This window comes from Lutimonas halocynthiae (genome assembly GCF_030409835.1).
GTDB classification, from domain to species: domain Bacteria; phylum Bacteroidota; class Bacteroidia; order Flavobacteriales; family Flavobacteriaceae; genus Lutimonas; species Lutimonas halocynthiae.
The window spans coordinates 129,657-145,483 of record NZ_JAUFQO010000002.1 but is presented as its reverse complement, the minus strand read 5'-3'; the positions used below and the strand labels follow the sequence as shown (position 1 = coordinate 145,483).

The 15,827-nt window shown below is 35.9% G+C and carries 17 protein-coding genes; 9 read left to right on the top strand and 8 right to left on the bottom strand.

Features of this window, described 5'->3' with window-relative positions:
* Positions 1-1,035: 1,035 nt before the first annotated feature.
* Positions 1,036-1,575, top strand: a complete 540-nt coding sequence (locus QWY87_RS03600; protein WP_290288308.1) for an SRPBCC family protein — start codon at positions 1,036-1,038, stop codon at positions 1,573-1,575.
* On the opposite strand, the gene QWY87_RS03595 is transcribed toward QWY87_RS03600, so the two are convergent.
* A complete protein-coding gene (locus QWY87_RS03595; protein WP_290288305.1) occupies positions 1,572-2,720 on the bottom strand; it encodes an AGE family epimerase/isomerase in 1,149 nt (382 codons plus the stop codon). The genes QWY87_RS03600 and QWY87_RS03595 overlap by 4 nt on opposite strands.
* A gap of 446 nt (positions 2,721-3,166) precedes the next feature.
* Complete coding sequence (locus QWY87_RS03590; protein ID WP_290288304.1) at positions 3,167-4,045, bottom strand: helix-turn-helix domain-containing protein; 879 nt, start codon at positions 4,043-4,045, stop codon at positions 3,167-3,169.
* 68 nt (positions 4,046-4,113) lie between these two features.
* On the opposite strand from QWY87_RS03590, the gene QWY87_RS03585 reads away from it, so the two are divergent.
* The gene (locus tag QWY87_RS03585; RefSeq protein WP_290288303.1) at positions 4,114-4,401 is read left to right on the top strand and encodes a hypothetical protein; all 288 of its coding nucleotides are present in this window, start codon (positions 4,114-4,116) and stop codon (positions 4,399-4,401) included.
* A gap of 325 nt (positions 4,402-4,726) precedes the next feature.
* On the opposite strand, the gene QWY87_RS03580 is transcribed toward QWY87_RS03585, so the two are convergent.
* Entirely contained in the window at positions 4,727-5,038 is a 312-nt protein-coding gene (locus QWY87_RS03580) for an isoamylase early set domain-containing protein (protein ID WP_290288300.1), read from the bottom strand.
* A 250-nt stretch (positions 5,039-5,288) separates the two neighbouring features.
* Here QWY87_RS03580 and QWY87_RS03575 point away from each other — a divergent pair, with 250 nt between their 5' ends.
* From QWY87_RS03575 to QWY87_RS03565, 3 genes are all read left to right on the top strand, one after another.
* Entirely contained in the window at positions 5,289-5,774 is a 486-nt protein-coding gene (locus QWY87_RS03575; RefSeq protein ID WP_290288299.1) for an acyl-CoA carboxylase biotin carboxyl carrier protein subunit, read from the top strand.
* A gap of 20 nt (positions 5,775-5,794) precedes the next feature.
* The gene (locus QWY87_RS03570; RefSeq protein WP_290288297.1) at positions 5,795-7,234 is read left to right on the top strand and encodes an acetyl-CoA carboxylase biotin carboxylase subunit; all 1,440 of its coding nucleotides are present in this window, start codon (positions 5,795-5,797) and stop codon (positions 7,232-7,234) included.
* A gap of 70 nt (positions 7,235-7,304) precedes the next feature.
* Positions 7,305-8,846: an acyl-CoA carboxylase subunit beta gene (locus tag QWY87_RS03565; RefSeq protein WP_290288295.1), complete on the top strand. Its 1,542-nt coding sequence runs from the start codon at positions 7,305-7,307 to the stop codon at positions 8,844-8,846.
* Between the two features lie 16 nt (positions 8,847-8,862).
* On the opposite strand, the gene QWY87_RS03560 is transcribed toward QWY87_RS03565, so the two are convergent.
* The 3 genes from QWY87_RS03560 to tpiA all read right to left on the bottom strand — a co-directional run bounded on the left by QWY87_RS03560 (position 8,863) and on the right by tpiA (position 10,853).
* Positions 8,863-9,144, bottom strand: coding sequence for an ATP-dependent Clp protease adaptor ClpS (locus QWY87_RS03560; protein WP_290288292.1), 282 nt, complete (start codon positions 9,142-9,144; stop codon positions 8,863-8,865).
* Positions 9,145-9,168: 24 nt separating this feature from the next.
* Positions 9,169-10,008, bottom strand: coding sequence for a 50S ribosomal protein L11 methyltransferase (prmA, locus tag QWY87_RS03555; RefSeq protein ID WP_290288290.1), 840 nt, complete (start codon positions 10,006-10,008; stop codon positions 9,169-9,171).
* Positions 10,009-10,094: 86 nt separating this feature from the next.
* Positions 10,095-10,853: a triose-phosphate isomerase gene (tpiA, locus tag QWY87_RS03550; protein ID WP_290288289.1), complete on the bottom strand. Its 759-nt coding sequence runs from the start codon at positions 10,851-10,853 to the stop codon at positions 10,095-10,097.
* Positions 10,854-10,946: 93 nt separating this feature from the next.
* On the opposite strand from tpiA, the gene pyrF reads away from it, so the two are divergent.
* Positions 10,947-11,774 (top strand): orotidine-5'-phosphate decarboxylase, encoded by an 828-nt coding sequence (gene pyrF / locus QWY87_RS03545; protein WP_290288285.1) that lies wholly within the window; start codon positions 10,947-10,949, stop codon positions 11,772-11,774.
* Here the strand turns inward: pyrF and QWY87_RS03540 are convergent.
* Positions 11,771-12,301, bottom strand: a complete 531-nt coding sequence (locus QWY87_RS03540; RefSeq protein ID WP_290288283.1) for a GTP-binding protein — start codon at positions 12,299-12,301, stop codon at positions 11,771-11,773. The genes pyrF and QWY87_RS03540 overlap by 4 nt on opposite strands.
* A gap of 134 nt (positions 12,302-12,435) precedes the next feature.
* Between QWY87_RS03540 and der the strand changes: the two genes are divergently transcribed.
* The 3 genes from der to QWY87_RS03525 all read left to right on the top strand — a co-directional run bounded on the left by der (position 12,436) and on the right by QWY87_RS03525 (position 14,961).
* Entirely contained in the window at positions 12,436-13,740 is a 1,305-nt protein-coding gene (gene der / locus QWY87_RS03535) for a ribosome biogenesis GTPase Der (protein WP_290288280.1), read from the top strand.
* Positions 13,741-13,884: 144 nt separating this feature from the next.
* A complete protein-coding gene (locus QWY87_RS03530) occupies positions 13,885-14,403 on the top strand; it encodes a YciI family protein (RefSeq protein WP_290288277.1) in 519 nt (172 codons plus the stop codon).
* Between the two features lie 6 nt (positions 14,404-14,409).
* Complete coding sequence (locus tag QWY87_RS03525; protein WP_290288273.1) at positions 14,410-14,961, top strand: GNAT family N-acetyltransferase; 552 nt, start codon at positions 14,410-14,412, stop codon at positions 14,959-14,961.
* 5 nt (positions 14,962-14,966) lie between these two features.
* Here QWY87_RS03525 and QWY87_RS03520 read toward each other — a convergent pair whose 3' ends face one another.
* Complete coding sequence (locus QWY87_RS03520) at positions 14,967-15,779, bottom strand: TPM domain-containing protein (RefSeq protein WP_290288272.1); 813 nt, start codon at positions 15,777-15,779, stop codon at positions 14,967-14,969.
* Positions 15,780-15,827 lie beyond the last annotated feature (48 nt).

Here is a 15,827-nt window from a genome sequence, read left to right as displayed (position 1 = left end):
GCTTTTTTTATGTCAATTCGATAATTATTTCGAGAAAACTCGAAGTAAATCGTGCCAATAATACGTTAATAAAAATATTTTTGATTTTTTAACATATTTTTATTGTTCTGACTAACAATGAATTAACATAATTTAGTGTGAAATATTTGTTAAAATAGTACTTTGTTTTACATAGTACTGTAACATGTTTGAAGATGTGTCGTCTTATAAGTGTAACCAACAAAACAATAATTATGAGAACTACAATATTTAACAACAGTAAAAGAGTAAGATGGTCAGCACACAGAAATTATGCTATCAAATCTTAATCAAAACAAAACCTAATTATCAATTATCAAAAAAAATATCATGAGAACTACAATATTTAACAACAGCAAAAGAGTAAGATGGTCAGCACACAGAAATTATGCTATCAAATCTTAATCCAACAAAACCTAATTATCAATTATCAAAAATAATATCATGAGAACTACAATATTTAACAATAGCAAAAGAGTAAGATGGTCAGCACATAGAAATTATGCTATCAAATCTTAATCCAACAAAACCTAATTATCAATTATCAAAAATAATATCATGAGAACTACAATATTTAACAACAGTAAAAGAGTAAGATGGTCAGCACACAGAAATTACGCTATCAAATCTTAATCCAACAAAACCTAATTATCAACTATTAAAATTAATATTATGAGAACTACAATATTCAAAAAAAGCAAAAGAGTAAGTTGGTCAGAAAAAAGAAACTACGATTATTAAAAAACACTTTTCAATCAAACTCCGTTTTAAGCATGTTAACAAGCAAAACATTATTTCCACATAAATTTCTAGGTACGACTTCAACATGTACCAGCAACCCTAATTAAACCTAGGGTTTTCTGCTTTTAACAACACACTCCTTTAATTACCTCCAAAATTTAAAATTTTTCGCGACAATAGCCCGTTGGGCCAATTATGCAATTTATTGGGCCAAACAAATAACGAATAGTTCTTGGTTCAGCTGATCTTTGTATTGAACAAAATAAAGATGAAACCATGAAAAAATTAAGAACTGTAAGCGTTGACATAATGGTCAACAGCACTAAGGCTAAAGCCTGGGATGTATTATTTAATCGGTTTGGAGAAGTCAATGCCTTTAACCCACTTATCGAGGGGTCTCATTTTACAAAAGGCAATATTGGAGAATTGGGTTGTGAACGACAATGCGATCTGGATAGTAAAAATTCCATCCATGAAAAAATTGTTGCGGTAAGAGGAGACAGTAGTTTTGATATTGAAATCATTCAAGGAGGACTTCCCATGATAGATAAGATGAAAGGCACAATCGACCTAAAAGAAATACTGTCGAATCAAACCTTGGTAACTGCAACGATTCATTTTAATACTTCACCAGCTTTTATGGGAAGCTTTTTAAAAGGGATGATTGCTAAAATGTTCTTCAAAACTCTGGTTGGTTTAAAATTTTACCTGGAGACAGATGCAGAAGTAACAAAAGAAAACATAAAAGATATAATGAAAACCTATAAAATGATGAACCCTCATGACACATTCTCGAACAGCGAAATTGCGGCTTAAGAATAGCTTAAAACATAGTCATAATACCTTACCGTATGGTACAATGATTTCCAGAAAAAAACCACAGGTGTACCCTTAACAGGTGCACCTGTTTTATGTATTTCTGTATACCACTCCCCTTTTCCGGTTATGAATTTCTTGCTTATGTATTGGGATTGCTCAAGAGCTAATTTTTTATACTTCTCTTCTCCGGTTATGCTAAAAACATTGAGAAGTCCTAAAACTACTTCAGCTTGAGGCCACCATGATTTGACTTCTTCTAAGGGTTTACTGCCGTCAAGCGCATTAAAATATCCTCCATGTTCGTTATCACTTGCTGTCTCAATAACCTGATTCATCATCTTAACCGCTAAATCTTCTGCTTTTTTTATCAGCGCTGCATCATTTATAGCTTTCGCTGCTTCGCAAATCACCCAACTGCATTCTGCATTATGACCGGCCCATACCTCATCAGGTAGTAATTCCCAATTTTCTGTAAAACGATGTAGACATGAATAATTCTTCTTGTCTATAAAACGGTCAATAATTATATTGATTAGATCTCGAATTGAATCCCTTAAAGAATCTGTTTTTTTCTGTTCATACAACAAAACCAAAGCCTCCATAATATGAAAATGTGATCCAAACGATCTTGTCATATTTACCCCTCTTGCCCATTTTTCATCAAAGCCATCAAGATAACATTGGCTGGAGACATCCTTTATATTTGCTTGAATAAAAGCCAATTGTTCTTCTAATAGTTCAGAAACAGCTGGTGATGAATTAATTTTTGAATACTCTGCCAAACCATACATGACAAATGCCTGAGCCATATTCACATTATCGGCATCGTGTTTCCATTCCATATTATATTTTCTCCCCCAAAAATATCCTCCTGATGGATTCTTAAAATCAGAAAGTAAGTCAAAGGCTGTATCCGCCAAGATTCTATACCTATCGTTATGCATTGATTGAAAGGCTCTTGAAGCGCCATAGATAATGCGGCTTAAATACATTGATCCCATGTCAGCTAATTTATTTGGAACTGTATCCTGAGACATTTCTGGAAATATGATCTTCTGATCCTGGCTCAGCATATTGTTTATCCAAAAACCCATATAACTTTCAAATTCTGTTTTCAGCTGATTCTGTTTTTTTTGCTTCATACTGCCAAGTTAATAAACAAGTTTCAATTACTCAAGAACCCAATAAAATGTTATTAAAATCACAAAATATGTTAACTGACATACGATGTCGGGCGCTTAGACAGTGATCTGATTTATCTTTGTACGAGGTTAATAGTTTTTATTAATATTCTGAAGATTGACATATGATTTAGTATTTATTTGCCAAAATAAAATGGATTAGACACCAATTAGATTATTCAATCAAGGAAGTCCCAATCATATCGAGAATCGTGCTCAATAGTAAATCAGGGGGAAACAAGGTTTACTAATATTAGGTTAAGTGCATTTGATTTTCGTTTGGTTGGGATATTTTAAAATAAACCCTTCCAAGCTACTATGATATATACAAATGAGCATTTAGCAATTGAAATTCTTCAAAATCATGTTGATGAAACGGAGCAATGTACGATTATGATGATCCTGCCTTATGAACTTTCTTCAGATAAAAAATTGCGAAAATTACCTTCCTGAAAACGTGGAAATACGTCGAGCCCATATTCGTTTTTTCCTCTTTCACCTTCCCAAATTATATTAAGACCAATCTGATCGCTTAATTCTACATTATCATATCGAATTGGTATGGAACAAAACAAATATTTCTGATTGGGTTTGTCTCGCACATATCGAAATAACTGACTCGTTAGATAAAAGTTGTTGTCATTATTATCTGCTGTGATATCAAAGCCAAAAAAGATAGGGCGCTCTAGTTTTTTATGATGTATTAAATCATTTACCGTGAGGTCCTGCTCATTCATTTGCTGAGATCTCAATTTTTCATATGTTTCCGTTTTTAAAGGAAAAATAAGGGAATGACCAGAATAAAAACCCGAATCATCAGTAATAATCAAATTCATTTCAGGCAACAACCTCACAGCCTCTTTAATAACTTCTTTTAATGATTTTGTTATTTTCTTATGGTAATGCATATACCTGACTATATAATCAATATCAGTCTCATAGTCTAAAGTGCGAATTCTCTTTGTTGCAATCTCCAGGTTACTTTTGAACCATTGAGCTTCCGGCAAAGTATTTGCCAGTCTCGACAATGAATACTTTCGTAAACTAAAGTCATAATAGGTTGGAATAGGAACACTTGCATTCAAATTTCGCAACAACTGGTATGGAAGTAAAGTCTCCATAACAATATCTTCTTCCTTATCGGGTTTGATGATCGTGGATCCATTTTCCCAACGTTGAACCGTACGAATATCCACATTTAGTCGGGCAGCAAATTCGGCTTGGGAACTCTGTTTCATTTTCCTGTAATCAACAAGAAGCTCTCCAATGCTATTATATTTCTTCATCCTATCTGGCATATTGTAAAAATAGGGAAAAAAACACCTGTATAATAATTTTTAGCTCAAGACATCGCATGTCGGCATCCAATAGACTGGATGCCTATATCTTTGTTAAAAAATTAGATATGATCCAAGAATTACTTACCGATATAGAAGTGGACGTAAAGTATAAAATTTATACAGAGCAGAAGAATTTGTTAGCGGTAAAGAACTTGAAAGAACTTCTCAATCAAATCGATCATGATGTTGAGGTTGTACCTTTAGAGGATAAAGAAAAATTATCCACGTTGTTGGTTTCGTTAAAAGGTCAAGCCCTGAGTGATATTGAATATCGAATGGTTGAGAGGATCATCAAGAACTAAATAGTGAAAAAGGAAAAGTTCCCGATTGATTATTGATTGTAAGCGTCGGAAACACACATTTGGCAACTTAAATGTAAAGAGCAGAAAAGTATTCCAGTGAGGGGTTATTAGGAAGAAGAACTACTGCGAATTGATGATGGTGAAAGAAAACAAGAATCGAATGTGATGTTATAAAGGTCTCTTTTTAGGAGGCCTTTTTTTATGCCCGTACATTAATAAACAGCATCAGTAAATATATAAAAAGAAAGCGGGTACTCGAAAATTCAAGTGCCCGCTTGTGCAAATATTAAGCAATTCTTTAAGTAATGCTTTTTTAAAAAGGAATTTATAATGCTACAACGAAATTATCTTGTGCATCAATACCGTTATTTACATAACTGTCAGCTGCTTGGTCATTCTCCCATACAGTCTCATCAATTAAATACTTAAACTGGTAACTTTTAGAAGTTTCAAGGTCTAATGTAGCTTTATAGCTTCCATTTTTGAATTTTTTCAAATCTATCGCCTCTTCAACATTCCAATCATTAAAATCTCCCAATAATTGAACTTTCGCTGCATCAAAAGCTTCTTCTTTAGTCAAAGAAAAAGTTACTTTACAAACTGGTTTGCTCTTTAAAAATTGTTTTTTAATACTCATGACATTCGTTTTAAAATTTTGCTACAAAATAAAGGTAATCGCTCGTCATAAAGAACAACTTTTTTAGCCTATTTGTGTACTAAATTAACCCAAGCCTTAACAAAATGATAATTGTAGGTTAATTTTACATAAAATATATATTGAAGATTTATGGTGCTTTGGTACTTCAACAGCCTAAAAATCTTTTGATTAGCGCTCTTTTTGAGCTAATAATTTACTACCTTTAAGTACCATTTCAACCATACTCTCTATGAAAAAACCCTCTAAAGCTCTGGTTAACAAGCTTCAGGAATTTAGTTTTAACCAAAAAAGCATAGATGAGCTAGACCTTTTCAAACAGCAAGGAAATATATTCCATTTGATCCATGAAAACAATTCTCATCACGCTGACCTAATAGATTCAGATTTCTTAAATCGCACCTATTCAATTAGAGTAAATTCAAACATTTATAACGTAAAAATTCAAAGACCCATTGATGATGCAGTTCAAAAAATGGGTTATGCACTCAGATCAGCGAAAACTGTAGATTCTATTAAAGCTCCAATGCCTGGAATAATTATAGATTTAAAGGTTGAAAAAGGCCAAAAGATTAAAAAAGGTGATACGCTTCTCATACTTGAGGCTATGAAAATGGAGAATGCCATTGTTAGCCCAAAAGACACTACCATCAAAGAGGTTTACACCACAGTGGGTGAAACTGTTGATAAAAACAAACTTTTAATTGACTTTGAATAAGCCTTCCTAAAAATACATTCATGAAAAAAATCTTGATCGCCAATAGAGGAGAAATAGCCCTACGTGTCATGAAAACAATCAAGCGGATGGGAATAAAAACTGTAGCTATCTATTCAACAATTGATAGAAATGCTCCTCATGTTATTTTTGCTGACGAAGCCATACACATAGGAGACAACCCTTCAAATCAAAGTTATCTCTTAGGAGATAAAATTATAGAAAAAGCCCTTGAATTACATGTAGATGCCATCCATCCAGGATATGGGTTTTTGAGTGAAAACGAACACTTCGCTAAGGCCGTAGAAGATCATAACATGGTTTTTATTGGGCCTGGACATAAAGCGATTAGAATTATGGGTGACAAACTAGCCGCCAAAGAAGCTGTGAAAAAATTTGATATTCCAATGGTCCCAGGAATTGATGAGGCTGTAACAGATGTTAAAAAAGCAGAAGAGGTAGCAAGTCAAATAGGCTACCCTGTTTTAATTAAAGCCGCCGCTGGTGGTGGTGGAAAGGGCATGAGAATTGTCAATTCAAAAAAAGACATCGCATCTCAAATGGAACGAGCTATAAGCGAAGCACTATCCGCTTTTGGAGATGGCTCAGTCTTTATCGAAAAATATGTGACATCTCCCAGACATATTGAATTCCAAATCTTAGCGGATAATCATGGTAATACAGTTCATTTGTTTGAAAGAGAATGCAGTATTCAAAGACGACATCAAAAAGTGGTGGAAGAAGCGCCATCCTCATTACTAACTGAAAGCCTCCGTAAAACAATGGGAGAAGCGGCTGTTAAAGTGGCCAAGGCATGTGACTATCGAGGCGCAGGGACTGTCGAGTTCTTGATGGATGCTGACTTAAACTTTTATTTTTTAGAAATGAACACGCGCTTGCAGGTTGAACATCCTGTAACAGAATTCATAACGGGCTTAGACCTCGTTGAAGAACAGATTAAAGTAGCCAGAGAAGAAAAACTCCGGTTCTCTCAAAAGGATGTCAAGTTCAAGGGTCATGCGCTAGAACTTAGGGTCTATGCAGAGGATTCTCTAAATGATTTTCTTCCTAATGTAGGCAGACTTGAAAGGTATCGTATTCCCAAAGGAAAAAATATCAGGCTCGACGATGGTTATGAAGAAGGCATGGAAATTCCTATTTATTATGACCCGATGATATCGAAATTGATCACCTACGGAAAAGACCGAGACGAAGCCATTCAGCTAATGATTCATGCAATTGACAACTACCTCATCGAAGGCGTTGAGACAACCTTGGCATTTGGCAAATTTGTTTGTGAGCATCCGGCCTTTAAAGAAGGTGATTTTGACACGCATTTTGTCAATTCATTTTATGACACAGAAGTCTTAAAAAACATCCGAAAGAAAGAGGCCCAACTGGCAGCGCTTATCGCATTAAAACTATATCAAAAGGAACAATCTGTATTGCGAACGCCGAATTAAAAATTAATTCTGTTACCTGTATTTACTATAGCGAAATTATTTATTGTCATCCCAAAACAAAGCGATTCTCATGAAAGAAAAACAAAAACAACTATTGCAGAAAATGGCAGAAGCCAGATTGGGTGGTGGAGAAAAAAGAATTGAGAAACAACACAGCAAGAAAAAACTTACTGCCAGAGAAAGAATTGAATACCTTTTGGATGACGGCTCTTTCGAGGAAGTCGGCATGTTGGTAACCCATAGAAGTACTGATTTTGGAATGGAAAATCAACAGTTCTTTGGTGATGGCGTCGTAACGGGTTATGGCACAATTAACGGTCGAATGATCTATGTTTTTGCTCAGGATTTTACTGTTTTCGGCGGTGCCTTATCAGAGACACATGCCGAAAAAATATGCAAAGTCATGGATCTTGCGGTAAAAATGGGGGCTCCAATAATAGGTTTAAATGACTCTGGAGGCGCGCGAATTCAAGAAGGAGTTCGATCTTTAGGAGGGTATGCCGACATTTTTTATAGAAATGTTCAATCTTCTGGAGTAATCCCTCAAATATCAGCTATAATGGGTCCTTGTGCCGGAGGTGCTGTTTATTCACCTGCCATGACTGATTTCACAATCATGGTTGAAGAAACCAGTTATATGTTCGTAACCGGTCCAAACGTTGTAAAAACTGTGACAAATGAAACAGTCAGCTCAGAGGAATTAGGTGGGGCGTCAACTCATTCTACCAAGTCTGGCGTTACGCATATTACTGCTGCTAATGATATTGCCTGTTTAGAAAGCATTAAAAAATTACTTGGCTATATACCGCAGAACAACCAAATAACAGCCCCAAAAATCCCCTATCAGCTAGGAGATGAATTGCGGGAAGAACTCGAACATATCATTCCGGATGACACCCACAAACCTTATGACATGAAATTGGTCATTAATGGCATTAGTGACCAAGATTCTTTCTTTGAAATACATAAAGACTATGCTGAAAATATCGTAGTTGGATTCAGCAGACTAGCCGGCAGGAGCATTGGAATCATAGCCAACCAACCCTTGAGTTTGGCAGGTGTTCTCGATGTAAATAGCTCTAAAAAAGCAGCTCGTTTTACTCGATTTTGTGACAGTTTTAATATCCCTTTATTGGTTTTGGTTGATGTTCCTGGGTTCTTACCAGGCACAGATCAAGAATGGAGAGGGATCATTGTTCATGGAGCAAAACTTTTATATGCTCTAAGCGAAGCAACTGTACCCCGAGTAACCGTCATCACAAGAAAAGCCTATGGCGGTGCTTATGACGTGATGAATTCAAAACACATTGGAGCCGACATGAATTTTGCATGGCCTACCGCAGAAATTGCCGTTATGGGTGCCAAAGGCGCCAGTGAAATTATTTTTAAGAAAGAAATTTCAGAAGCAAAAGACCCGGAAGCCAAATGGAAAGAAAAAGAAGCAGAATACGCCACTAAATTTTCTGATCCTTATCGCGCAGCTCGAAGAGGTTTTATTGATGAAGTGATACTCCCTAAGGAGACCAGAAGAAAATTAATAAAAGCTTTTTCAATGTTGGAAAACAAGCAGGTAGAATCCCCTAAAAGGAAACATGGAAACATTCCATTATAAATAAGTAATAAAGATATTATACGATTTCTGCGCTGAGTCCTCTTTCAAGTAATTGAGTACATCTGGGCTTTAGCTCTTCAAACTCACCGGTTTTAACCGCGCATTTACCCTTGTAATGCACAAGATAAGTACATTGTTCAGCCTGCTCGAGCGTATGTTCACAAACCTCTATGAGCGAATCAATCACAAAATCAAATGTATTGACCTCATCATTGAACAACAAGATCTCAAACAATTTGACTTCTTGTTCAGCAACTTCAAAAGACTCCTGAGTTTTTTCTTTTGTTGAATATATCATAACATTTCTATTCAATTCTGCATGCTAATTTACATATTTTAATCCAACCCAATTATTTCTTTCTAATTTCTTATTTAAAAGAAGTCCGTTTTCCTCAGCCGAAGAATTGATTATTTGAATGTCTTCAGTATAAAAACCACTGAGCAATAAAATGCCTTGGTCCTTTAAACTACCGGCGTAAATTTTCATATCAGCTAACAATATATTGCGGTTAATATTCGCAATAATCAAGTCATAGGTTTTAGGCTTTAATAAACTTGAATCCCCTTCAAATACTGAGATTGATTTACATTGATTACGCGCAACATTCTCGATTGAATTTTCATAACACCAACTATCTATGTCAATTGCATCTATAGAACTGGCTCCTTTCATTTCAGCAAAAATTGCCAATATTCCGGTTCCACAGCCCATATCTAATACATGCTTTCCTTGGAGATCCAATCCTCTTAAATGCTGAACCATCAAATGTGTCGTCTCATGATGGCCTGTCCCAAAACTCATTTTTGGCTCGATTACAATATCGTAAGCCAAACCTGGGTTCTTATGAAACGGAGCTCTAATACTTACTTCATTATCAACCACTATGGGTTCAAAATTCTTTTCCCACTCAAGGTTCCAATTGACTTGTTCGATTTCCTTTACGTCATAAGAAAAACTGACTTCCTCAGATTGCAGGATTTGGATATCATCGAGCAAGGAAGCATTCCAATCCGCTTTTTGAATATAAGCGATAACGCCATCCGGATTCTCAGTGAAACTTTCGAATCCAGCCTCTCCTAATTCTGCTACAAGTATATCGATAGCAGTTTGTATTTCTAATGATCCTGAGCTTATCTTAAAAAAACATCCAACGTAATTCATATTGTCCTAAAATTAAAAATCTGTGATATCTTTTGTTAGCTAAAAGACATCACAGATTTATAGATTATCAAATTTCTTTAAATTTGTTATATAGCTTCTATAATGGCTTTGAAATCAGCCACGTTTAAGGCTGCGCCACCAATCAATCCACCGTCTACATCATTTTTTGAAAAAATCTCTCCTGCATTACCTGGCTTAACACTACCTCCGTAAAGTATAGACACTTCTTCAGAAACATCACTTAGATATCTTTCAGCTACCAATTCTCTAATAAAGGCATGCATTTCTTGTGCTTGATCCGCGGAAGCTGTTTCTCCTGTTCCAATGGCCCAGACTGGTTCATATGCCAAAACTATTTTTGACCATGCATCTGAATCTAAATGGAAAAGCGCGTTCTTTATTTGACCCTCCACAACTTTAAAATGATTTCCACTTTTTCTATCTTCAAGAACCTCACCAAAACAGAAGATTACTTCAAGATCATTCTCTAAAGCAGCATCGACTTTTTTCGCAAGTAAGGCATCTCCTTCACCAAAATACTCTCTCCTTTCTGAGTGTCCTAAAATAACAGTATCAACATATATTCCCTTTAGCATTTGAGCTGAAATTTCACCTGTATAAGCTCCACTTGCTTCCTGATGCATATTTTGAGCTGCAACTTCAATAGCTGAACTTTTAGTCATTTTTGACGCTTTATGTAAATTGACAAAAGTCGGTGAGATAATTACACGCGTATTGTCTAAAGAAAGGTCTTTTACAGCATTTTTTAATTCTTTGACCAAGGCCTTAGTTTCTTTATAAGTCTTGTTCATTTTCCAGTTTCCTGCTACAATTTTAGTTCTCATTAAATTGGTTTTTTGGTTGAAATTAAAATGAAATACAAAGATAACCTAAACTGATAAATTGATTACTTTTGCTGCAATCAATTTTCAAAAAAAATGACGAAAGAACAGCTAATTAGTCAGATCAAAGCTAAAAAATCATTTTTATGCGTTGGCTTAGATGTTGACCTGGATAAAATACCGGCTCATCTCTTAGAAACTGAAGATCCTATTTTCGAGTTTAACAAGGCAATCATAGATGCCACCCATGATGTAACAGTAGCCTATAAGCCTAATACTGCTTTTTATGAAGCCTATGGTTTAAAAGGATGGAAAAGCCTTGTAAGAACTATTGACTATCTCAATGAAAATTACCCTGAAATCTTTACTATAGCGGATGCCAAAAGAGGAGATATTGGCAACACATCGACGCGATATGCAGCGGCTTTTTTTAATGATATTAAATTTGACTCTGTGACCGTTGCTCCTTATATGGGAAGTGATTCGGTAGAACCTTTTTTAGCTTTTGAAAATAAATTTACGATTATGCTTGCCTTGACCTCCAACAAAGGAGGCCTTGATTTTCAACTCCTCAAGGATCAAGACGGCGTAACACTTTATGAAAATGTCTTAAAAACATCCTTAGAATGGAAAAACAACGAGAACCTGATGTATGTTGTTGGCGCAACACGGCCTGAGTATTTTCAAAAAATCAGAAATATTGTTCCTGATCATTTTTTACTAGTTCCGGGAGTCGGAGCTCAAGGCGGAGATCTGCAAGGGGTTTGTCAGTATGGCTTAAATAGTGATATTGGTCTTCTCGTGAATTCGTCCAGAGGAATTATATATGCTTCATCTGAACAAGATTTCGCTCAAAAAGCAAGGCTTAAAGCCGTTGAATTACAACAGGAAATGTTAGGCATATTAGAAAAAAAAGGCTTTTAACCTTTAACCGTTTTAAAATTCTTCAATGCTTTAGTCAGGAGATCGTGTAATCCCAACATTTGTTTATAACCAAATTTCTTACCTAATTGTCCGATAAAATAAAGTGCTATCCAGACAAAGGGCATAAGAAAACACATCATCATTGCTAGTTTGTATTCCTGGTCTAAGCTCCACCTGGAATAAAAGATCACGAAAAAAACAAAAAAAGCAATAGCCACAATGAAATGAAGAAACATAAAGAAAGTCCAGATTTTAGGCCTCGGACCAAGAATCCCCTTTACCACTGTTATACCATCCTCTTTTTCAATTTCGACGTGTAACTGAGGAGACCAAAAATGTTCCTCTAATTCCGGTACGTCAATCACGATATGATGATCAATAATTTGACTATTATAAATACAATCCTTACGCTCCAAACTTTCTTTGAATTGCTGCAGAATTTCCTCCTTCGAAGCTTCAAACTTTAATTTGAATCTGGGTTTTAACAGAATGCGATTTAATTCATCGTCATGTATAGGATCATTCATGGCTTATAGTATATGACTTAAGGCTTTATTTTTCAAGTTATAAGGGTTAAATATAGGTTTTTTTTTAATCCTATATAGCTGTTTTCAAGTTCAACTTTATAAGCGTATCTTTGCACCGATTTTAGAAAAAAAACATGGGAAATATTGTAGCTATCGTAGGTCGGCCAAATGTAGGGAAATCAACGCTTTTCAATCGTTTGGTTCAGAGAAGAGAAGCCATTGTTGATGCTGTTAGTGGCGTAACAAGAGATAGACATTACGGAAAGACAGATTGGAACGGGAGAGAGTTTTCTTTAATCGACACCGGAGGTTATGTAGTTGGTAGTGATGATATATTTGAGGCTGAAATTGACAAACAGGTCGAATTAGCCATTGAAGAATCAGACGCCATCATTTTTATGGTTGATGTTGAAAGTGGTATTACCGGGATGGATGAAGAAGTTGCTCAATTGCTGAGACAAGCAAAAAAACCAGTTTTTTTAGCGGTCAACAAAGTGGATAATTCCAAAAGAGCAGCTGATGCCGTTGAGTTCTACGCCTTAGGGATGGGTGATTATTATACTATTGCCAGTACAAATGGAAGTGGAACAGGCGAATTATTAGATGCCATTGTTGAAGCCCTTCCCTTAAAAGAGGAAGTTGTTGCAGATGAGTTACCCAGGTTTGCTGTTGTTGGAAGACCTAATGCCGGTAAATCTTCGTTTATAAATGCATTGATTGGTGAAGACCGCTACATCGTTACTGATATAGCCGGAACAACAAGAGATTCTAATCATACAAAATACAACAGGTTTGGTTTTGATTTCAACCTAGTTGATACTGCTGGAATAAGAAAAAAATCAAAGGTTAGAGATGACCTTGAATTTTATTCGGTGATGAGATCAGTTCGTGCAATAGAATACAGTGATGTTTGTATTTTAGTCATTGACGCTACCAGAGGGTTTGAAGGACAAGATCAAAATATATTTTGGCTGGCTGAAAAGAATAAAAAAGGTATTGTCATATTGGTAAATAAATGGGATTTGGTTGAAAAAGACACCCACACCACAAAGGAGTTTGAGGCCATGATCAGAAGGGAAACTGCGCCTTTCACTGACGTACCAATCGTATTCATTTCTGCATTAACAAAACAAAGAATCTTTAAGGCCATTGAAACTGCCGTAGAAGTTTTTGAAAATAGAAAACAGAAGATTGCCACGAGTAAACTAAATGAGACGATGTTGGATATTATGAAACAAAATCCACCACCTGCTTACAAGGGCAAATATATTAAGATCAAATACTGTATGCAACTGCCATCACCAACACCACAGTTTGTGTTTTTTGCAAATCTTCCCCAATATGTGAAGGATCCTTACAAGCGCTATATTGAGAATAAGATGAGAGAAATATACGACTTCAAAGGAGTGCCTATTGTAATCTATTTTAGAAAAAAATAAGTTTCCTATATTGTATCTTTATTGATTAACTGATTTAGCAACGAGCTTTTAAATCAGCTAAATCATTTGCTTGGAATAGTTAGGCCTTTGCAGGAAGGTTTATTCCTGCATATTGAACCGTATTATCAACTCAAATCCCTTGGCATGAAAACAACAATCTCGAGTTTAATTACAATACTATTTAGCTTAATGCTCATTACAGCGTGCGAAGAGAAAAGCAAAATCACAGAGAATACTGATCTGGTTATAAACGAAATAGACCCCCGTAAATTTGATTCTGTAAAAGCAGCCTCATATGGAGCCGATGATTACGGGATGAAGAAATATGTCATGGCATTTTTAAAAAGAGGCCCAAACAAAAGTGTTGATTCCATCAAAAAAGGTGAATTACAAAGAGCCCATATGCAAAACATAGGCCGTTTAGCCAATGAAGGCAAGTTAGTGTTAGCCGGGCCATTCTTCGGTGACGGAGAGCTTAGAGGTATTTACATTTTCGATGTAGATAATATAGAAGAGGCTGAGGCCTTGACAAATTCTGACCCTTCTATTCAGGCAGGAGTTCTAAGTATGGAATTAAAAGAATGGTATGGGTCTGCTGCCTTAATGGCTTTAAACGATATACATTATTCGGTATCTAAAAATGATGTAATTGAATCTGAATAAAATTATATGAGTACTATGCACACACTGGATTTTCCGTTTCAATCGTTCCCAGAACTGACAACTTCTCGTCTGTTATTGAGAAATTTGAATAGCAATGATCAGGAAATGATGTTTTTCCTTAGGTCTGACAAAACTGTCAATGCCTTTATAAAAAGGGAAGGCGCCAAAAAAATAGAAGATGCCATTGATTTCATGAATATGATTCAAAAAGGCTTCGAAGACGGAGACAATATCAATTGGGCAATATGCAGAAAAGAAGATGAAAAAATGATAGGATCTGTTTGCCTTTGGAGTTTCTCAGAAGATCTGAAGACTGCAGAGGCAGGCTATTCTTTGCACCCTGATTATCAAAATCAAGGCATTATGAATGAGGCCTTAAGTAAAGTAATTGAATTCGGATTCAGTACTTTAAACTTTGAGCATATTGTTGCTTATACCCATTATGCCAATCAAAATTCTTTGAAATTACTAGAAAAAAACGGGTTCAAATTACAAAAGGAAATAAAAGATCCTGGAAATGAAAACAATGTAATTCTTTCAGTTGACAAAGTATCTTAGCTTGGCTACCACCCGCCACTAGCTCCGCCGCCGCCAAAACCGCCGCCACCGAAACCACCGCCAAAGCCGCCACCGCTGCCAAAACCGCCGCCTGAACTACTACCAAAGCCGCCTCTGCTGCCGCCAAAACCACCTCTGCCTGCATTACTCAGGATTATGGCGTCAAGTAAGGAGAATCCTCCTGATTTTCTACCTCCATTTTTACCTCCGCCTTTTTTCCTCCTCGAAAGTATCATTATAATCACAATAAAAACAATGACTATGAATAATGCCGGAATCTTACCTTCCGGGCCTTCATAAGCTCTTTCACCTTGATATTCACCACTCATAACCTGCATAATCGCCGAGGTTCCCTGATCAAGGCCCTGATAATAATTACCTTGTTTAAAAGCTGGAGTTATAATGTTTTCAATGATTCTTCTTGACAAAGCATCAGTCAAGAGGTGTTCCATGCCATAGCCTGTTCTAATGGTCATGCGTCTATCTTCCTTTGAAACCAGAAGGAGAATACCATTATCCTTATCTTTTTGACCTATGCCCCATTTATGGGCAAGTTCAGTACCATATAATGCAATATCATTTCCCTGAAGCGAATTAATTGTTACCACCACAATCTGGGTAGAAGTTGTATCGCTATAACTGACCAGTTTCTGTTCAAGTTGTTTCGCTTCATCACCACGCATCATTCCAGCCTGATCATAAACGCTAGTCTGTTTTTTAGGCTTCGCAGGCAAGTAATCTTGGGCATTTAACGGCAATGTTACCGTCAAAAGAAACAAAAGTAAAAAACCGGAAATCTTACTAAATTTACTGTGCATTAGTATCACAAAATTTCTTTGTATTATTGATATGCAATATACCAAAAA